This window comes from Tardiphaga sp. vice304 (genome assembly GCF_007018905.1).
In the GTDB taxonomy this organism is placed as follows: Bacteria; Pseudomonadota; Alphaproteobacteria; order Rhizobiales; family Xanthobacteraceae; genus Tardiphaga.
In genome coordinates, this window is the sequence record NZ_CP041402.1 from 4,640,194 (window position 1) to 4,657,314 (window position 17,121).

21 protein-coding genes are annotated in these 17,121 nt (G+C 65.4%); 11 read left to right on the forward strand and 10 right to left on the reverse strand.

Going from position 1 to position 17,121, the window contains the following annotated elements:
- Nucleotides 1–191: 191 nt before the first annotated feature.
- Together FNL56_RS22105 and FNL56_RS22110 are read left to right on the forward strand one after the other, a co-directional pair.
- Complete coding sequence (locus tag FNL56_RS22105; RefSeq protein WP_246661025.1) at nt 192–338, forward strand: type II toxin-antitoxin system HicA family toxin; 147 nt, start codon at nt 192–194, stop codon at nt 336–338.
- Nucleotides 338–544 carry a type II toxin-antitoxin system HicB family antitoxin gene (locus FNL56_RS22110; protein WP_143575010.1) on the forward strand — a complete coding sequence of 69 codons (207 nt, stop codon included), beginning with the start codon at nt 338–340 and terminating at the stop codon, nt 542–544. Before FNL56_RS22105 ends, FNL56_RS22110 begins: the two co-directional genes overlap by 1 nt.
- 20 nt (nt 545–564) lie before the next feature.
- Here FNL56_RS22110 and FNL56_RS22115 read toward each other — a convergent pair whose 3' ends face one another.
- Nucleotides 565–834, reverse strand: coding sequence for an accessory factor UbiK family protein (locus FNL56_RS22115; protein ID WP_143575011.1), 270 nt, complete (start codon nt 832–834; stop codon nt 565–567).
- 187 nt (nt 835–1,021) lie between these two features.
- Between FNL56_RS22115 and lgt the strand changes: the two genes are divergently transcribed.
- The 5 genes from lgt to FNL56_RS22140 all read left to right on the forward strand — a co-directional run bounded on the left by lgt (nt 1,022) and on the right by FNL56_RS22140 (nt 5,670).
- Nucleotides 1,022–1,882 carry a prolipoprotein diacylglyceryl transferase gene (gene lgt / locus FNL56_RS22120; protein WP_210245538.1) on the forward strand — a complete coding sequence of 287 codons (861 nt, stop codon included), beginning with the start codon at nt 1,022–1,024 and terminating at the stop codon, nt 1,880–1,882.
- Nucleotides 1,883–1,952: 70 nt separating this feature from the next.
- Nucleotides 1,953–3,014 (forward strand): class I SAM-dependent methyltransferase, encoded by a 1,062-nt coding sequence (locus tag FNL56_RS22125; protein WP_143576316.1) that lies wholly within the window; start codon nt 1,953–1,955, stop codon nt 3,012–3,014.
- A complete protein-coding gene (gene pgeF, locus FNL56_RS22130; RefSeq protein ID WP_143575013.1) occupies nt 3,011–3,778 on the forward strand; it encodes a peptidoglycan editing factor PgeF in 768 nt (255 codons plus the stop codon). Before FNL56_RS22125 ends, pgeF begins: the two co-directional genes overlap by 4 nt.
- Nucleotides 3,779–3,935: 157 nt before the next feature.
- Nucleotides 3,936–4,562, forward strand: coding sequence for a hypothetical protein (locus FNL56_RS22135; RefSeq protein WP_143575014.1), 627 nt, complete (start codon nt 3,936–3,938; stop codon nt 4,560–4,562).
- 154 nt (nt 4,563–4,716) lie between these two features.
- Nucleotides 4,717–5,670, forward strand: a complete 954-nt coding sequence (locus FNL56_RS22140; protein WP_143575015.1) for a ribose-phosphate pyrophosphokinase — start codon at nt 4,717–4,719, stop codon at nt 5,668–5,670.
- 105 nt (nt 5,671–5,775) lie between these two features.
- On the opposite strand, the gene FNL56_RS22145 is transcribed toward FNL56_RS22140, so the two are convergent.
- A complete protein-coding gene (locus FNL56_RS22145) occupies nt 5,776–6,282 on the reverse strand; it encodes a 6,7-dimethyl-8-ribityllumazine synthase (RefSeq protein ID WP_143575016.1) in 507 nt (168 codons plus the stop codon).
- Nucleotides 6,283–6,764: 482 nt separating this feature from the next.
- Here FNL56_RS22145 and FNL56_RS22150 point away from each other — a divergent pair, with 482 nt between their 5' ends.
- From FNL56_RS22150 to proC, 3 genes are all read left to right on the forward strand, one after another.
- Entirely contained in the window at nt 6,765–7,265 is a 501-nt protein-coding gene (locus FNL56_RS22150) for a YbjN domain-containing protein (RefSeq protein ID WP_143575017.1), read from the forward strand.
- A 4-nt stretch (nt 7,266–7,269) separates the two neighbouring features.
- Nucleotides 7,270–7,701 carry a GNAT family N-acetyltransferase gene (locus tag FNL56_RS22155; protein ID WP_246660755.1) on the forward strand — a complete coding sequence of 144 codons (432 nt, stop codon included), beginning with the start codon at nt 7,270–7,272 and terminating at the stop codon, nt 7,699–7,701.
- A 70-nt stretch (nt 7,702–7,771) separates the two neighbouring features.
- The gene (gene proC / locus FNL56_RS22160) at nt 7,772–8,605 is read left to right on the forward strand and encodes a pyrroline-5-carboxylate reductase (protein WP_143578289.1); all 834 of its coding nucleotides are present in this window, start codon (nt 7,772–7,774) and stop codon (nt 8,603–8,605) included.
- 110 nt (nt 8,606–8,715) lie between these two features.
- Here proC and FNL56_RS22165 read toward each other — a convergent pair whose 3' ends face one another.
- From FNL56_RS22165 to FNL56_RS22175, 3 genes are all read right to left on the reverse strand, one after another.
- Nucleotides 8,716–10,104 carry an ATP-binding protein gene (locus FNL56_RS22165; protein WP_143575019.1) on the reverse strand — a complete coding sequence of 463 codons (1,389 nt, stop codon included), beginning with the start codon at nt 10,102–10,104 and terminating at the stop codon, nt 8,716–8,718.
- 214 nt (nt 10,105–10,318) lie between these two features.
- Nucleotides 10,319–11,044: a response regulator gene (locus tag FNL56_RS22170; RefSeq protein WP_143575020.1), complete on the reverse strand. Its 726-nt coding sequence runs from the start codon at nt 11,042–11,044 to the stop codon at nt 10,319–10,321.
- Nucleotides 11,041–11,607: a MarR family winged helix-turn-helix transcriptional regulator gene (locus tag FNL56_RS22175; RefSeq protein WP_143576318.1), complete on the reverse strand. Its 567-nt coding sequence runs from the start codon at nt 11,605–11,607 to the stop codon at nt 11,041–11,043. The genes FNL56_RS22170 and FNL56_RS22175 overlap by 4 nt, the downstream gene beginning before the upstream one ends.
- Nucleotides 11,608–11,877: 270 nt before the next feature.
- Between FNL56_RS22175 and FNL56_RS22180 the strand changes: the two genes are divergently transcribed.
- Nucleotides 11,878–12,990, forward strand: a complete 1,113-nt coding sequence (locus FNL56_RS22180) for a branched-chain amino acid aminotransferase (RefSeq protein ID WP_143575021.1) — start codon at nt 11,878–11,880, stop codon at nt 12,988–12,990.
- Nucleotides 12,991–13,179: 189 nt separating this feature from the next.
- On the opposite strand, the gene FNL56_RS22185 is transcribed toward FNL56_RS22180, so the two are convergent.
- The 5 genes from FNL56_RS22185 to pgsA form a co-directional block, all read right to left on the reverse strand.
- Complete coding sequence (locus FNL56_RS22185) at nt 13,180–14,568, reverse strand: MATE family efflux transporter (protein ID WP_246661670.1); 1,389 nt, start codon at nt 14,566–14,568, stop codon at nt 13,180–13,182.
- Nucleotides 14,569–14,773: 205 nt separating this feature from the next.
- Nucleotides 14,774–15,745: a 50S ribosomal protein L3 N(5)-glutamine methyltransferase gene (prmB, locus tag FNL56_RS22190; protein WP_143575022.1), complete on the reverse strand. Its 972-nt coding sequence runs from the start codon at nt 15,743–15,745 to the stop codon at nt 14,774–14,776.
- Nucleotides 15,745–16,221 carry a molybdenum cofactor biosynthesis protein MoaE gene (locus tag FNL56_RS22195; protein WP_143575023.1) on the reverse strand — a complete coding sequence of 159 codons (477 nt, stop codon included), beginning with the start codon at nt 16,219–16,221 and terminating at the stop codon, nt 15,745–15,747. Before FNL56_RS22195 ends, prmB begins: the two co-directional genes overlap by 1 nt.
- Before the next feature lie 7 nt (nt 16,222–16,228).
- Nucleotides 16,229–16,480, reverse strand: a complete 252-nt coding sequence (moaD, locus tag FNL56_RS22200; RefSeq protein ID WP_143575024.1) for a molybdopterin converting factor subunit 1 — start codon at nt 16,478–16,480, stop codon at nt 16,229–16,231.
- Nucleotides 16,477–17,088, reverse strand: a complete 612-nt coding sequence (gene pgsA, locus FNL56_RS22205; protein WP_143575025.1) for a CDP-diacylglycerol--glycerol-3-phosphate 3-phosphatidyltransferase — start codon at nt 17,086–17,088, stop codon at nt 16,477–16,479. Before pgsA ends, moaD begins: the two co-directional genes overlap by 4 nt.
- Nucleotides 17,089–17,121 lie beyond the last annotated feature (33 nt).

Here is a 17,121-nt window from a genome sequence, read left to right on the forward strand (position 1 = left end):
GGGCTGCAGACGTGCCAGGCTTTTAACGCCAAAGGGGCGGAAAGACAAGGAAATGCAGGGGGATTTTGCGGAATGGTAGTGGTTTGGCCCGTCTTTCCCGCCGGAATTTGTGGCACTTCTGGCCATCCAACCACCGGCAGGCGATGAAAGTCCGCGACGCCATTCTATTGATCAAAGATGACGGCTGATCTCTGGTCGCTACCCGCGGCAGTCACCGTCAATACAAACATGCATCGAAGCCCGGCCGCGTAACGGTCGCCGGCAAGCCGTCCGATGACCTTGCACCGGGGACGTTTGCCAGTATTTTGAAGCAGGCTGGTCTGAAGGAACGACGCTGATGCGATACGCGATAGTGATCGAGAAGGCCGACGGCAACTATTCGGCCTACGTGCCGGACCTGCCCGGCTGTGTGACGACCGGCGACACTATCAAAGCTGTCGAAGTCGAAATTCGCGATGCGATCCGGTTTCATATCGACGGGCTGAAAGAAGACGGCCTGCCGGTACCTGCCCCGACCAGCATCGCGGATTACGTCGAGGCGTAACCAAACGCCCAACACTGACCTCAGATGCCGTTCGGTTCGCTGCCGGCCAGCGTTAATTCCAGCGCCGCGATGCGGGCCTTCAGGGTCTCGTTTTCCTCGCGGGCGAGGCGGGCCATGTCTTTGACAGCCTCGAATTCCTCGCGCTTGACGATGTCGAGGTCGCGCAGGATCTTTTCGGCCTGGTTGCGCACCACGGTGTCGACTTCGCGCTTGACGCCCTGGGCGGCGCCGGCGGCGTCGTTCATCAGGCGGCCGATCTCGTCGAGGAAGCGGTTGTTGGTCTGGGTCATGGCAGGAACTCCGGCCGTCAGGCCATCTCGCAAAAGGGATCTTCAGATCGACAATGGCGATCCCGGCGGCGCAGTTCAAGCCTGCTGATCGCCGGGAAGCCGCATTCCGGATGGCACGCAATCGTCATACAGTGGCGCTTTACTGCCGCCGCCCGGACCCGTAAGTCAGGCCATGGCCTTTGCAGACATCCCCTTCCTGACCATCGCATTCCCGGTGTTCGATCCGATCGCCATCGCGCTCGGCCCGATCGTGATCCGCTGGTACGCGCTGGCCTATATCGGCGGCATCGTGCTGGGCTGGGTCTATGCCCGCGCGCTGATCAAGCGCGAGCGGCTGTGGGGCGGGCCGTCGCCGGTGTCCTTGCTGCAATTCGACGATTTCATCCTGTGGGTGACGCTCGGCATCATCCTGGGCGGCCGCACCGGCTACGTGCTGTTCTACAACCTCGACTTCTTCGTCGCCCATCCTGCCGAAATCCTCGAGCTGTGGAAGGGCGGCATGTCGTTCCACGGCGGCTTCCTCGGCTGCGTGGTGGCGGTGATGGCGTTCGCCTGGAAGCGCGGGATCTCGGTCCTGTCGCTCGGCGACATCACCTGCGCGGTCGGCCCGATCGGCCTGCTGCTTGGCCGGCTGGCCAATTTCATCAACAGCGAATTATGGGGCCGGCCGGCGGACGCCAGCGTGCCGTGGGCGATGGTGTTTCCCAATGGCGGGCCGCAGCCCCGCCATCCCAGCCAGCTCTACGAGGCCGGGCTCGAAGGCATCGTGCTGTTCCTGATCCTGGCGCTGATGATCCGCGCCGGCGCGCTGAAGCGGCCCGGCCTGATCCTCGGCGCCTTCATCTTCTTCTATGCCCTGGCGCGCATCACGGGCGAATTCTTCCGGGAGCCGGACCCGCAACTCGGCTTCCTGTGGGGCGGGCTGACGATGGGCATGCTGCTGTCGGTGCCGATGATTGTCGTGGGACTGGTGCTGATGGTGCTGGCCTGGCGCAAGCCGCCGCGGCATGCTGCGGTGAGCCCCGAACCGCAGCCCAGCAAGGCCTGACGTGACCGACATCTCGCCACCCTCCCCGCTCTCGGACGAAATCAAGCGCCTCATCAAATCCGCCGGCCCGATGCCGGTGTGGCGCTACATGGACCTGTGCCTGACGCATCCGCGCTACGGCTATTACGTATCGCGCGACCCGCTGGGCCGCGAGGGCGATTTCACCACCGCGCCGGAAGTCAGCCAGATGTTCGGCGAGCTGATCGGGCTGTGGGCGGCCTCGGTCTGGCGCGCGATGGGATCGCCGCCGGTGCTGCACCTGATCGAGCTCGGCCCCGGCCGCGGCACCATGATGGCGGACGCGCTGCGCGCGCTGCGCGTGCTGCCGCCGCTGTATCAGGCGCTGCATGTCCATCTGGTCGAGATCAACCCGATGCTGCGCAGCAAACAGAAGGCGACCTTGTCCAACGTGCGCAAGATCAGCTGGCACACCAGCCTCGACGACGTCCCGGCCGGACCGTCGGTGATCCTGGCCAATGAATATTTCGACGTGCTGCCGGTGCACCAGGTGGTCCGGCACAGCAACGGCTGGCACGAGCGCACCGTCGAGGTCGAGGAGGATGGCGGCTTCGGCTTTGGCGCGGCGCCCGAGCCGATGCCGCATTTCGAGCAGCTGCTGCCGCCTTTGGTGCGCGCCGCGCCGGTCGGCGCCGTGTTCGAATGGCGGCCGGATTCCGAGATGATGAAGATCGCCACCCGCGTCCGCGACGAGGGCGGCGCGGCGCTGGTGATCGACTACGGCCATACCCGCTCGGACGCCGGCGACACGCTGCAGGCAATCGCGCGGCACTCCTTCGCCGATCCGCTGCGCAATCCCGGCGAGGCCGACATCACCGCCCATGTCGATTTCGAGGCGCTGGGGCGCGCCGCCGAAGACGTCGGCGCCCGCGTCCACGGCCCTGTGACGCAGGGCGAATTCCTCAAGCGACTGGGCATCGAGACCCGCGCGCAGACCCTGACCGCCAAGGCCAGCCCGAAAGTCGTCGAAGACGTCACCAGCGCGCTGGCGCGGCTGGTCGACGGCGGCCAGGGCATGGGCTCGATGTTCAAGGTGATCGGCATTTCCGACCCGCAGCTCGAGACCCTGGTGGCGCTGAGCGACGACACCGGCCAGGAGCCAGCCACAGCATGACCTTCACGTCCCCGAAACTCGCCGCGCTGCCGGGCCTGCGCCACGCCTTCTTCACCCGCGACGGCGGCGTCTCCGAAGGCATCTATGCCGGGCTGAACGGCGGGCTGGGCTCCCATGACGACCCCGCCCATGTCGCGGAAAACCGCCGCCGCATGGCCGCGGAGATCGGCGTCGATGCCGCGCATTTCCTGACCGTGCACCAGGTGCATTCGCCGGATGTCGCACTCGCCACCGCGCCATGGGACACAGCCACCCGGCCGCGCGCCGATGCGATGGTGACCCGCGTCGAAGGCCTGGCGCTCGGCGTCACCACCGCCGATTGCGGCCCGGTCCTGTTTGCCGATCCCGATGCGCGGGTGATTGGCGCGGCGCATGCCGGCTGGAAGGGCGCGCTGACCGGCGTGCTGGAGGCCACCATCGACGCAATGGAAAAACTCGGCGCCGACCGCACCCGGATCCAGGTCGCGATCGGCCCCCTGATCCGGCAGCCGAGCTATGAGGTTGGCGCCGAATTCGTCGAGCGCTTCGTCCGCGAGGACGGCGAGAATTCGCTGTTCTTCATCCCCTCGGCAAACGACGGCCACGCCATGTTCGACCTCGCCGGCTATATCCGGATGCGGCTGACGCGCTCAGGCGTGGGCGGTATCGACGACACCGGTATCGACACCTACCCGGACGAGAAACTGTTCAGCTATCGCCGCTCGGTGCATCGCGGCGAGCCGGATTATGGCCGGCAGATCCACGCCATCGTGCTGGAAGCCTGATTGCCGTCAATTGAAGGCGAATTGTCGGCGTCCGGTGAGCGCTTCGCTCACCGCGTCCACACCTGTGTCGCCGCTGCCCTAGACCTTAACGCATTTTAACGATATCGCTCCGTCTGTCCGCGGCAGCTTGACGCCCGGACCGACGTCGGGATGTTGCATGCGCCTTGCCACCTTCACCGCCCATCGAAAGCCGCGGCTTGCGTCCGCCGCGCTGCTGCTGGTGACGGCGCTGGGTCTCGGTGGCTGCGCCAACGTCGCCAACACCTCTTCCGCGTCCGGCCCTTCCGCCGCCTTCGCGCAGGCCCCAGGTGGCGCCACCGTTGCCTTTGAATCGATCGACGGCCCGCCGCCGCAAGTGTTCGACCGCCTCGTCAATTTGCTCGACAGCGAAGCCCGGCTTCGCAACATCGCCGTGGTGTCGCGGCAGGACAGCGCCGCCTACCGGGTGCGCAGCTATCTCGCCGCCCAGATCCGTGGCGGCAAGACCTCCATTGCCTGGGTCTGGGACGTCTATGACCGCGACCAGCAACGCGCCTTGCGGCTCACCGGCGAGGAGCCGACGGGGCGCGGCGGTGCCGACGCCTGGGCCACTGCCGACGACCTCGTTTTGCGCCGGATCGCCCAGGCCGGCCTCACAGGCCTCGGAGGCATCATCAACGGCACGACGCCCATCGCGCCCGAACCGTCCGCGGCACCGGCACGCGGCAATGGCCCGGCCATGGCGAACGCAACCGGTAGTGAACCGGCAGCCACGCAGATGGCTTTAGGGTTTAGCGACGATTAACGACGAATGCTTGAATTTGCATCGGAAAACCGCTCTCGACGGGTTGCCAGCGAGCTGCCGTCCTTGATAACACCTCGCATGTTGAGACCATCAGTTCTTTAGGTAACCCGATATGCTGAACGTTGTATCCACCAAGCCGCGGGGAGACGCGTCGATGTCGGGTAAAAACGGCTCCATCAAGCTGGTAGCCGGCAATTCCAACCCGGAGCTGGCGCAGGAGATCGCCTCCTGGCTGCAACTGTCGCTGACCAAGGCCAGCGTCCGGCGTTTCGCCGACATGGAAGTCTTCATCGAGATCCAGGAAAACGTCCGCGGCTCCGACGTCTTCATCATCCAGTCGACCTCCTATCCGGTCAACGACCACCTGATGGAGCTGCTGATCGCCACCGACGCGCTGCGCCGCGCCTCGGCCCGTCGCATCACCGCAGTGATTCCGTATTTCGGCTACGCCCGGCAGGATCGCAAGGTCGGCTCGCGCTCGCCGATTTCCGCCAAGCTGGTCGCGAACCTGATCACCAATGCCGGCGTGGACCGCGTCATGACGCTCGACCTGCATGCCGGACAGATCCAGGGCTTCTTCGACATCCCCACCGACAACCTGTTTGCCTCGCCGGTGATGGTGCGTGACATCAAGGAAAGGTTCGACCTTTCCAAAGTGATGGTGATCTCGCCCGACGTCGGAGGCGTAGCGCGCGCGCGCGGCCTCGCCAAGCGCATCAACACGCCCCTGGCGATCGTCGACAAGCGCCGTGAACGCGCCGGCGAGTCCGAAGTGATGAACGTGATCGGCGACGTCGCCGGCTATACCTGCATCCTGGTCGACGACATCGTCGATTCCGGCGGCACGCTGGTCAACGCGGCCGATGCGCTGCTCGCCAACGGCGCCACCGAAGTCTACGCCTACATCACCCACGGCGTGCTGAGTGGCGGCGCGGCAGCGCGCATCACCAATTCGAAGCTCAAGGAACTGGTGATCACGGACTCTATCCAGCCGACGGATGCCGTGAAGAACTCGCCGAACATCCGCGTGCTGTCGATCGCGTCGCTGATCGCCGAAGCGATCGGCCGCACCGCGTCGGAAGAGTCGGTGTCGAGCCTGTTCGACTGAATTAGGCGTAGCCCGGATGAAGCGAAGCGCAATCTGGGGAAAGCATCTAAACTGACGGACCGGCCCCGGATTGCGCTTCGCTTCATCCGGGCTACAAGAAGCGCCTTACACAATCCCCGCGGCGACCTGGCCGCGCAGCCGCTCGAGGCTGAGCAGCGTGTTGGCGCAGGCTTCGGCGACTTCGACGCCCTTGGTCGCGAAGTTCTTGCTGAGGAAATCGAGGCATCCTTCCGTCTCGTCGAAATCGGTGGGCGTCACCACCGCCGAGAACACCGGCACCTCGGTGCGCAGCTGCACATCCATCAAGGCGCGGATCACGGTGTCGGCGACGAAGCCGCGCACGCCGCTGTCGACGACCAGACCCGCCGCCACGATCGCGGTGTAGCGCCGGGTCTTGGCGAGGACCTGCACATGCAGTGGAATCTCGAACGAGCCCGGCACCTCGAACACATCGACCTGCGATGGCGCGATGTGACGCGCCTCGATCTCGGTCATGAACGCCGTGCGGCACGACCCGACAATGTCGCGGTGCCATGCCGATTGCACGAAGGCGATGCGCTGCGGCTTGGCGAAGCGCGGATGCCCGGCGGGTTCGGACGACTGGTCGGTCATGACGATACTTTCTAAGGCTCGGGCGCCGACTATGGCGAAACGGCACGGACGCGGCAAGAAGCAACCCGACAGCCCTGCTGTCCAAACCATCCACAGGCTGCACGAGCGCCATGACGAGACTCTTGGGAGTCCCGAAAAGCGCCGTGCCGAATCAATGGTTAACGCCGAATTCCGACTCGCGGCACGCGAGCGCCACACGCCGGACTCGCATGCCGGACTCGCATGCCGGACTCGCATGCCGGGAATCCGATTCCGGTTTGTTCTCATCACTTCGCGATCAGCTGTGGATGAAGGGGTGTTTGTCTGTGGATGGATTCGTGACGGCGTTGCGCCGATTCCGCAAATCACATCACTTCAAACTCGCAAGTCTGGATCTCGCTACCACATCGACCCGGACCTGCAGCGTGCAGCGGCTCTCTTAATTTTTCGCGTACCGGCCGGTTGCATGCGGTTCATCACATACACAGCAAGGTCGCGACGGCATGTCACTTCTCGAAGGCACTATCGATTCACGGATCAACCCGCTTGGTGTTGTCGAGGACATCGCTGCCGATCACAACTGGGCGTTCGAGCGCTCCGGCGAAGACGAAGTCACCATCGTCTCGAAGGGCGACTGGACCGACTATCAACTCTCATTCACCTGGATGAACGAGATCGAGGCGCTGCATCTGGCCTGCGCCTTCGACATGAAGATTCCGACCGCGCGCCGCGCCGAAGTGCAGCGCCTGATCGCTGCGATCAACGAGCAGATGTGGGTCGGCCATTTCGATATCTGGACCCACACCGGCATGGTGATGTATCGCCAGGCCTTGATCCTGCCGGACGGCCTCACCGCCTCTACCGCGCAGTGCGAGACCATGCTGGTGTCTGCGATCCATTCCTGCGAGCGCTACTATCCGGCGTTCCAGTTCGTGGTGTGGGCCGGCAAGACCGCCGCCGAAGCGATGTCGGCCGCGATGTTCGATACGATGGGCGAAGCGTAGTCGCGTGTCCGCGCATCCCGACATATTCATTCCGGACGCGCCGGACGATACGCATCGCGACGTCGTCTGGAAGGCGCTGGTCGAATATAACGACAGCAAGGTCGGCCCGTCCGGCTTCCAGCCGCTGGCGATCCTGGTCAACGATCCCGTCACCGGCGAACCGGCCGGCGGGCTGTGGGGCAAGACGGCGTACAACTGGTGCTTCGTCGAACTGTTCGTGATCCCCGCATCATGCCGCGGCCAGGACCTCGGCTCGAAAGTGCTGGCGCAGGCCGAGGACATCGCGCGGACGCGCGGCTGCATCGGGCTGTGGCTCGACACCTACTGGTTTCAGGCGCCGGAATTCTACAAGAAGCAAGGCTACGAGGTCGTCGGCACCCTGCCCGATTATCCGCGCGGCGGCCCGCGCTACTTCCTGAAAAAGAGCCTGGTCTAGGCCGCCACCGGCTGCACACGCGGCGCCACAGTGATACGGTCCGGCACCTTTCGCCTTCCGGGACCATGCCATGACCTCCTCGACCAATCCCCTGCCACTTGCCGATCTCCGCGGCACAATCGTGCTCGCCGGCGCCGGCAAGATGGGCGGCGCCATGCTGACCGGCTGGCTGGCCCGCGGCCTCGATCCAAAGCGCGTCGTAGTGATCGATCCGTTCGCGCCTGACACGATCAAGGCGTTGAGCATGACCGGCGTCCGCATCAATCCCGAAGCCAATACGATCGGCCGTGTCGAAACGCTGGTGATCGCGGTGAAGCCGCAGATGTTTCGCGAGGCCGGCCCGGCATTGCGCGAACTGGCCGGCTCCGCGCTGGTGGTTTCGATCATGGCGGGCGCAACGATTGCCGCAATCTCCGAAGTGTGCGGCGGCCATGTCGTTCGTGCGATGCCGAATACGCCGGCCGCGATCGGCCGCGGCATCACGGTGGCGGTAGCCGCTGGTGACGTCAGCGCCCAGCAACGCGACACGGCCGACGCGCTGCTGCGTGCGACCGGCTCGGTGGAGTGGACCCTCGACGAGAGCCTGATGGATGCCGTGACCGCGCTGTCGGGCTCCGGCCCGGCCTATGTATTTTTGCTGGCCGAGGAAATGGCGCGCGCCGGCGTCGCGGCCGGGCTGCCGGTGGAGCTGGCGACCAAGCTGGCGCGCGAGACCGTGTCGGGATCGGGCGAGCTGCTGCATCGCTCGGAACTAGACTCCGCAACCTTGCGCAAGAACGTGACGTCGCCCGGCGGCACGACGGCCGCGGCGCTCGACGTGCTGATGGGCGCGGAGGGTTTCGAGCCGCTGCTGACGAAAGCGATTGCGGCAGCGACCAAGCGCTCGAAGGAACTGGCGAAGTAATAATATGCGCCATGCGTAGCCCGGATGCAGCGAAGCGCAATCCGGGGCCCGCAAATTGATTGAGACGCCGTTCCCGGATTGCGCTTCGCTGCATCCGGGCTACAGAGTAGCTACACCGGCACCCTTACCGTCGCGCGCAGCCCGCCCATCGGGCTCTCTCCCAGGCTGATATCCCCGCCGTGCGAACGCGCGATATCGCGGGCGATCGCCAATCCCAGACCGGTGCCGCCCTCGTCCTGGTTGCGGGCGTCGTCGAGCCGCAGGAACGGCTTGAACACCTCTTCGCGCATGTCGGGCGGGATGCCGGGGCCGTCGTCATCCACCGTCACCGTCAGATAGCGATGGTCGCGGTGGCCGGTGATGGCGATGTCGTTCGCATGCCGCGCGGCATTCGAGACCAGATTGCCGAGGCAGCGCTTGAACGAGGCCGGCTTCACCGTGACGATCGGCAGGCCGTGGAAGGTGACGGTGGCCTTGTGGCCGTTGCGCTCGGCATCCGAGCGCAGTTCTTCCAGTGCCGCCGCCATGTCGGTCGGCTGCGCCTGCTCGCCGGAATCGCCGCGCGCAAAGGCGAGATAGGCCTCGAGCATGCCGGCCATTTCGTTGACATCCTTTCGCATGTCCTCGACTTCCGGGCTGTCCTCGAGCAGCGCCAGTTCCAGCTTGAAGCGGGTCAGGATGGTGCGCAAATCGTGGCTGACGCCGGCCAGCATCGCGGTGCGCTGCTCGATCGAGCGTTCGATGCGGACCTTCATCTCGATGAAGGCGTTCGCGGCGCGACGCACTTCGCGCGCCCCGCGCGGCCGGAAATTCGGCGCGTCGCGGCCCTTGCCGAAACTTTCGGCGGCGTCTGCCAGCCGAAGGATCGGGCGGATCTGGTTGCGCAGGAACAGGATCGCGACCAGCAGCAGGATCGACGAGGTGCCGAGCATCCAGAACAGGAAGATCTCGGAATTCGACGCATAGGCCGCGCTGCGCTGCGCGAAGATCCGCATCACCGCATCGTCGAGCTGGATGCGGATCTCGACCAGGTTGGAGCGGCCGACAGTATCGATCCAGAACGGCTTGATGATCTGCCGGCCGATCTGCGCCGACAGCGCCTGGTCGAGCAGCGAGAAGAACGGTTTTGGACCGGGCGGCGGCATGTCGCCGATCGGCAGGAAGTCCACCACCAGATTGAGGCGCTGCTGCGCGATCGTCTTGATCTGGGTGCGGTCCTTGTCCTGCGGGTAGATCTTGTAGACGTCGATCAGCGCCGCGATGTCCTGCACCACCGCCTGCGACAGGCGCCGCGTCACCGTGTTCCAGTGCCGCTCCATGAACACGAAGGCGACCACCGACTGCAGCAGCACCATCGGCACGATCATGATCAGCAGGGTGCGGGCGTAGAGACCCTTCGGCATGAAATTGTTGAAGCGCCGCCCCATCCAGTTGTTGGCCGCCGACACCCTTCCTGCGGCGGTGCGGATCATCGTCAGGCCGCTGTCGAGCGTGCTCATAAGCCTGCCACCTGCGCCGACCTCACCTCTCCCCAGCGGGGAGAGGTCGACGTCGTGCGCAGCGCGATGTCGGGTGAGGGGGGCTGTCTGGTGAGCCGCGAACACCCCCTCACCCGGCTCGAAAGCACTACGCGCTTTCGAGCCGACCTCTCCCCGCATGGGAGAGGTGAAGAAAGGCGGCCGAGACGGCGGCAATTGTGAAAAAACACAAACCTCATGGCGAGGCCACGAGACGATAACCGATGCCGCGCACGGCCTGCAGGAACAAGGGATTGGCCGGATCGGTCTCGATCTTGCGGCGCAGGCGGTTGATCTGCACATCGACGGCGCGTTCGTTGACGGTGCCGTCGCCGCCGGTCAGCTCGCCGCGCGGCACGGTCTCGCCCGGCGACGCCGCCAGCACGCGCAGCATGTCGCGCTCGCGGTCGGTCAAGTGGATGATCTCGTCGCCCTGGCGCAATTCGCCGCGCTGCAGGTGATAGACGTAAGGACCGAACTGCAGCGACTCGGTGCGCTCGACCACGACCGGCGCGAGGCGCTTGAGGATGTTGCCGATCCGCAGCACCAGCTCGCGCGGCTCGAACGGCTTGGCGACGTAGTCGTCGGCGCCGATCTGCAGGCCCTCGATGCGGCTCTCGGCCTCGTCGCGCGCGGTCAGCATGATGATCGGCACCACCGAACTGGTGCGGATGAAACGCGCCAGCTCGAAGCCGGTCTCGCCCGGCATCATCACATCGAGGATCAGCATGTCGAAATTCAGCCCGAGCAGCTTGGCGCGGGCGTCCTTGGCACTGGCCGCCGTCGTGACCCGGTAGCCCTCGCCGGCGAGGAAGCGCGACAGCAGGTCGCGAATCCGGCGGTCGTCATCGACCAGCAGCAGATGCGGCGCATCGTCGGACGGCTCGACAGGCACTCGCTTGGCAGCGGCGGCAAGGATCATTCTCGTATTTTCCCACTGGCAGCGCCAGCCTTGTCATGACCCAGAATGGCCTGCAGCACCTTGTCAGGATCGTCGCGATCGATCATCCCGGAGAGAAACCGGCCGATCGCATCGACCTCGTTCGGGGCCATCCCCCGCAGCGCCCGATTGATCCGGTCGGTCTGCAGCCCCGCCAGTTCCGCTACCAGAGCCTCGCCCTTTGCCGTGGCGAAAAGCAGGCGCTGGCGGCGATCCGCCGCGCCGGACTTCTGCACGATATACCCTTCGTCGAGCAATTGCTTGAGAACCCGGCCCAGCGACTGCTTGGTGATCCGCAGCACCTCCAGCAGGTCCGCGACCTTGAGGCCGGGATAGCGATGTACAAAATGCACGACGCGGTGATGCGCCCGGCCGAAGCCGAACTGGCCCAACACATGGTCGGGATCGCCGACAAAGTCTCGATAGGCGAAGAACAAAAGTTCGATGATGTCCCAGCTGGGCTGCGGGTCCGCTGCGACCGCGGCACGCGACGGCTCCGCCTCAAGCGATCGTGACGGCTCGTTCGTGAAATTTATGTCAGCCATATTGACACATCTTGGTTTCAATCTTACAAAACGGACCACCGCGACGAAACAATAGAACTTTCGCTGCGGGAGGGCTACACCAGTCCGACACGATGAACACGTCGTATGTCTGTCTGTTCTCCACCGGCGATTGCCCCGGCAACCGGCCAAACATTACTGAATTTCGGGCCTCCGCAATACCATGCCGTCCAGCCGTTGTGACGGGCCGCGAAGTTGACGTAGAACCACCGGCGGCGCCAGTCGCGGCGCCGTACGCCAGGAGCAAGGTCCATGGGAATTTCGTTCGACAAAATCGATGGCGCAGCCTGGCTGACGTTCGATGTGCAGCCCTCCGAGAATCCGGTCATCGAGACCGAGCGCACGACGAAGCTGGAAAACCCCGGCTTCGGCCGCGTCTTCACCGATCACATGGCGATCGTCCGCTACAACCCGACCGAGGGCTGGCACGGTGCGCGGATCGGAACCCGCGCCAGTTTCCCGCTCGATCCGGCCACCGCCGTGCTGCATTACGCGCAGGAAATCTTCGAGGGCCTGAAGGCCTACAAGCGCGAAGACGGCGGCGTGAACCTGTTCCGCCCCGACGCCAATGCGAAGCGCTTCCGCAATTCGGCCGACCGCATGGCGATGGCCCCACTGCCCGAACCGATCTTCATCGAAGCCGTCGAGCAACTGGTTCGGCTCGACCGCGACTGGATTCCCGGCGGCGAGGGCAGCCTGTATCTGCGCCCGTTCATGATCGCGACCGAGATCTTCCTCGGCGTGAAGCCCTCCGCCGAATATATCTTTGGCGTGATCGCCTCGCCGGTCGGCTCATACTTCAAGGGCGGCCCTGCCCCGGTGTCGATCTGGGTGTCGGAAAACTACACCCGCGCCGCGGTCGGCGGCACCGGCGCCGTGAAATGCGGCGGCAACTACGCAGCCTCGCTGCGCGCCCAGGCCGAAGCGATGGACAAAGGCTGCGACCAGGTGGTGTTCCTCGACGCGGTCGAGCGCCGCTACATCGAGGAGCTCGGCGGCATGAACATCTTCTTCGTGTTCGAGGACGGTTCACTGTCGACGCCGCCGCTCGGCACCATCCTGCCCGGCATCACCAGGGATTCGATCATCGCGCTGGCGCGCGATGCCGGCAAGACCGTGCGTGAAGAGCTCTACACGCTGGCGCAGTGGCGCGAAGACGCCGCCAGCGGACGCCTGAAGGAAGCGTTTGCCTGCGGCACCGCGGCGGTGATCTCGCCGATCGGCCAGGTGCGCTCGGCGAATGGCGATTTCAGCATCAATGGCGGCGAGGCCGGCCCCGTCGCGATGGGCCTGCGCAAGCAGCTCGTCGACATCCAGTACGGCCGCGCGCCGGATCCGCACAACTGGATCCGCAAGGTGATCTGAACGAGACCTTGCTTACTTCCCTCTCCCCCGCGCGAAGCGGAGCTTCGCTAGGTGGGAGAGGGTGGACGCGCGATAGCGCGGCCGGGTGAGGGGTAGCCACAAGCGCCGAGCCTCTCGCTACCCCTCATCCGTCTTCGCTTCGCGAAGACACCTTCTCCCACAAGGGGAGAAGGAAGAAAGAGCACGCAACTACACTCTCACCAATCCCAACCGCTCGCGCATCGTCCAGCGCCAGACCATCACGATCGCCACCGCCAGCAATCCGGCGGCCAGGCCGATCCAGATGCCCCGCCCGCCGAAGCCGAGCGTGAAGGCGAGCAGCAGGCTGAGCGGCATGCCGAATCCCCAATAGCCGACCAGCGCAAAGATCATCGGCATCCGCGTGTCCTGCAGCCCGCGCAGCATGCCGGCGGCGACGCCCTGTGCGCCGTCGGCGATCTGGAACACTGCCGCAAAGAACAGGAACGAGATCGCCAGTTCAACCACCGCCGCATTGGCAGCGTCGCCGACATCGATGAAAGCGCCGATCAACGCCAACGGCGCCAACAGCATCAGCGCGCTCATCAAAGCCATGAAGCCGACGCCGAGCGCGAACGCGGTCCAGCCGGCGCGGGTGATGGCGTCGCGGTCGCCGGCGCCATAGGCCTGGCCGACGCGCACGGTGGCGGCCTGGCTGAGGCCCATCGGCACCATGAAGGACACCGAGGCGATCTGGATGACGATGGTATGCGCGGCCAGCGCCGCGGTCCCGAACTGGCCCATCAGGAACACCGCGGCGTTGAACACGGTGATCTCGAACGCCATCGTGGCGCCGATCGGCACGCCGAGCCGCCACAGCTTCGCAAAGCGCGGCCAGTCGGCGCGCCACCAGCGGCCGAACAGATGATAGCGCCGGAATTTGCGGTGATAGATCGCCACCAGCGCGAAACTGACAAACAGGAACAGGTTCGACAGCGTGGTGGCGAGGCCGGAGCCGCGCAGCCCCATTTCCGGCAGGCCGAGATGGCCGAACACCAGCACCCAATTGGCTGCAATGTTGAACAGGATCGTGATGCCGGTGACCACCAGCGCCCATTTCGGCTGCTGCAGCGCCGCTACGAAGGAGCGCAGCGCGATGAAGCCAAGCGTCGGCAGGAAGCCCCATTGCAGCATGTGCATGAAGGTCTGCGCGTCCGCGGCGGCCTGCGCTTCCTGCCCGAACGCCAGCATGATCGCCTCGGTGTGCCACAGCACGATCCACGCCGGCACCGTGATCATCACGGCGGACCACAGCCCCTGGCGAAAGGTGCGCCGGATCTCGCGCACGACATGCAGCCGGCGGACGATCGCCTCCGCCATCATCGGCGAAGTCGCGGTAATCAGGCCGATCGCGAAGATCAGGATAGCGAGATAGAGATTGACGCCAAGCGCCCCCGCCGCCAGCGCCTCGGCGCTGACGCGGCCGAGCACGATCACGTCAGTGGTGGTGAGCGCGATCTGCGCGATGTTGGTGAGCACCAGCGGCCAGCCGAGCGCCAGCATCGCGCGCAGTTCGGCGAGACAGGCGGCGCGGCTGAAGGCGGAGGTGGGGTGGGTCATCAACATGGGAGCTTGTAGGATGGCGAGCCCGGTTAAGAAACCCGTCGATCGCTCTTACTTCCCTCTCCCCTTGTGGGAGAGGGTGGACGCGCGTCAGCGCGGCCGGGTGAGGGGTGCCGCGCGCGCCGAGCCTAGTAACCCCTCATCCGTCACGGACTTCGTCCGTGCCACCTTCTCCCACAAGGGAGAAGGAAGAAAGAGGCGCCTACTCGGCCGCCGGCAGCCAGAATACTTCGCCTTCGGAATCTTCGCTGTCGAGCCACAGGAAGCCCGCATCGGGATAGGCCTGTTCCAGCGCCGGCTGGCAGCGGCCGACTTCGCACAGGAGGCCGCCGCCGGGATTGAGGTGATCGCCGGCCTCTTCGACGATGCGCCGCACCAGATCGATGCCATCATCGCCGCCGTCAAACGCCATCGCCGGCTCGTGCCGGCACTCTTCCGGGAGATCCGCCATGCCCTGGGCGTCGACATAGGGCGGGTTGGTGATGATCAGATCGTAGCGGGTATCGCCGATCGGCGCGAACAGGTCGCCCTTGTACAGAGTGATGCGGTCCTCGAGCCCGTAATCGGCGACGTTTCGCGCGGCGACCGCGAGCGCGTCGCCCGACAGATCCACCGCGTCGATCCGCGCATTGGGGAACGCACGCGCCGCCAAAATTGGCAGGCAGCCGGAGCCGGTGCAGAGCTCCAGCACGGATTCCACCGCGAGCGGATCGTCGATCAGCGAGCCGTCCTCACCGGTGAAATGCGATTCCAGCAATTCACCGATGAAGGAGCGCGGCACGATCACGCGCTCGTCGACATAGAACGGCAGGCCGCGCATGTAGATCTTGTTGACGAGATAGGCCGCCGGCTTGCGCGTGGCGACGCGGGCATCGATCACCGCGAGGATCTTGCGGCCCTCGGCAGCGGTGACGCGGGCGATGGCAAAGGTCTCGAACTGGTCGGGATGCAGATGCAGCAGCTCGCAGACGATGAAGGCGGCCTCAGCGACGGGATCGGTGGTGCCGTGGGCGAAAGCCAGCTTGGCCTCGATGAAGCGGCTGGTGGCATAGCGGACGTAGTCCAGCAGCGTGACGAGTTCGCCGGCGCCCACCTTCATCGGCCTGGCGACCACGGGCTTGCGCTTTTGCACCGCCGCTTTCGCGGGTGCCTTTTTAACCGTTTTCTTGGCCATTACTTCTCGTCCCAGCGCGCGGCGGCTTCATCGTCGTCGGCCTTGGCGGCGACCCAGCCGGCGCCATCGGCGGTTTCCTCACGCTTCCAGAACGGCGCGTGGGCCTTCAGATAGTCCATCAGGAATTCGGCGGCCTGGAACGCGGCCTGACGGTGCGCGGAGGCCGTCAGCACCACCATGATGTTTTCGCCGGGCACGATGCGGCCTACGCGGTGCACGATGGTGATGCCGGTCAGCGGCCAGCGCGTCATGGCCTGTTCGGCGTGGCGCGTGATCTCGGCCTCGGCCATGCCGGGATAGTGCTCCAGCGTCAGCGCCTCGGTGGCGTCGCCGCCCGCTGAATTTTCTTGGCCGCGGCAAATGCCGGAAAAGGTGACGACCGCGCCGATGTCGATGCGGCTGGCGGTTAGGGCCGCGATCTCGCGTGCGAGGTCGAAATCGGCGGTCTGGATGCGGATGGTGACCGGGCTGGTCATGACAGGATCAGCCGCCGGTCATCGGCGGAAAGAACGCAATCTCGCGCGCGCCCGCGATCGCCGTGTCGGGTCGCACATGGGTATGATCGATGGCGGCGCGGATCACCTTTGGCGTCTCGAAGGCGTGGGCGTATTCCTCGCCGCGCGTGGCGAGCCAGCCGATCAGCTCACCGACCGTCGTCACCGCGGCCGGGGGCTCAATCACTTCCTCAGTCTTTCCGATGCGCTCGCGCACCCAGGCGAAATACAACAGCTTCATACATCCTCCGCGATGAGGTGATGAATGCCGGCGCGGAAATAGTCGTAGCCCGTGTAGATCGTGAACAGCGCCGACAGCCAGAGCAGCAGCAGTCCGAGCTGGGTGGTGAAGGGGATCACCTGGTCGCCGGCCTCGCCGGCCAAGAGGAAGCCGATCGCAACCAGCTGCGCCGTGGTCTTCCACTTCGCCAGCTTCGTCACGGGCACGCTGACGCGCAGGGCGGCGAGATATTCGCGCAGGCCCGAGACCAGGATCTCGCGGCACAGGATGACGATGGCGGCCCACAGCGTCCAGCCGTGGATGATGCCGTCGGCCGCCAGCATCAAGAGGCAGGACGCCACCAGCAGCTTGTCGGCGATCGGATCGAGCATGCGGCCGAAGGCCGAATGCTGGTTCCAGATCCGGGCATAATAGCCGTCGAGAAAATCGGTGACCGCAGCCGCGATGAACACCGCCAGCGCGACCCAGCGCAGCCACAGCGGGCCGTCCATGATCGACTGCGCATAGACGCAGCCGACCACCACCGGGATCGCGGCGATCCGGGCATAGGTCAGCATGTTCGGCAGGTTCGTCGCGGAGTTCGCGGCCCGTCTGGTTGTCACTGTCATGGCTTCTACCAATACTCCCCGGACGCGTTGGTC

Excerpts from the sequence above, each read along its gene's own strand:
- FNL56_RS22110 (WP_143575010.1), top strand. The coding sequence starts at position 338 with ATGCGATACGCGATAGTGATCGAGAAGGCCGACGGCAACTATTCGGCC.
- FNL56_RS22115 (WP_143575011.1), bottom strand. The coding sequence starts at position 834 with ATGACCCAGACCAACAACCGCTTCCTCGACGAGATCGGCCGCCTGATG.
- FNL56_RS22125 (WP_143576316.1), top strand. The coding sequence starts at position 1,953 with ATGCCGGTGTGGCGCTACATGGACCTGTGCCTGACGCATCCGCGCTAC.
- pgeF (WP_143575013.1), top strand. The coding sequence starts at position 3,011 with ATGACCTTCACGTCCCCGAAACTCGCCGCGCTGCCGGGCCTGCGCCAC.
- FNL56_RS22135 (WP_143575014.1), top strand. The coding sequence starts at position 3,936 with ATGCGCCTTGCCACCTTCACCGCCCATCGAAAGCCGCGGCTTGCGTCC.
- FNL56_RS22140 (WP_143575015.1), top strand. The coding sequence starts at position 4,717 with ATGTCGGGTAAAAACGGCTCCATCAAGCTGGTAGCCGGCAATTCCAAC.
- FNL56_RS22145 (WP_143575016.1), bottom strand. The coding sequence starts at position 6,282 with ATGACCGACCAGTCGTCCGAACCCGCCGGGCATCCGCGCTTCGCCAAG.
- FNL56_RS22150 (WP_143575017.1), top strand. The coding sequence starts at position 6,765 with ATGTCACTTCTCGAAGGCACTATCGATTCACGGATCAACCCGCTTGGT.
- proC (WP_143578289.1), top strand. The coding sequence starts at position 7,772 with ATGACCTCCTCGACCAATCCCCTGCCACTTGCCGATCTCCGCGGCACA.
- FNL56_RS22165 (WP_143575019.1), bottom strand. The coding sequence starts at position 10,104 with ATGAGCACGCTCGACAGCGGCCTGACGATGATCCGCACCGCCGCAGGA.
- FNL56_RS22170 (WP_143575020.1), bottom strand. The coding sequence starts at position 11,044 with ATGATCCTTGCCGCCGCTGCCAAGCGAGTGCCTGTCGAGCCGTCCGAC.
- FNL56_RS22175 (WP_143576318.1), bottom strand. The coding sequence starts at position 11,607 with ATGGCTGACATAAATTTCACGAACGAGCCGTCACGATCGCTTGAGGCG.
- FNL56_RS22180 (WP_143575021.1), top strand. The coding sequence starts at position 11,878 with ATGGGAATTTCGTTCGACAAAATCGATGGCGCAGCCTGGCTGACGTTC.
- FNL56_RS22185 (WP_246661670.1), bottom strand. The coding sequence starts at position 14,568 with ATGACCCACCCCACCTCCGCCTTCAGCCGCGCCGCCTGTCTCGCCGAA.
- prmB (WP_143575022.1), bottom strand. The coding sequence starts at position 15,745 with ATGGCCAAGAAAACGGTTAAAAAGGCACCCGCGAAAGCGGCGGTGCAA.
- FNL56_RS22195 (WP_143575023.1), bottom strand. The coding sequence starts at position 16,221 with ATGACCAGCCCGGTCACCATCCGCATCCAGACCGCCGATTTCGACCTC.
- moaD (WP_143575024.1), bottom strand. The coding sequence starts at position 16,480 with ATGAAGCTGTTGTATTTCGCCTGGGTGCGCGAGCGCATCGGAAAGACT.
- pgsA (WP_143575025.1), bottom strand. The coding sequence starts at position 17,088 with ATGACAGTGACAACCAGACGGGCCGCGAACTCCGCGACGAACCTGCCG.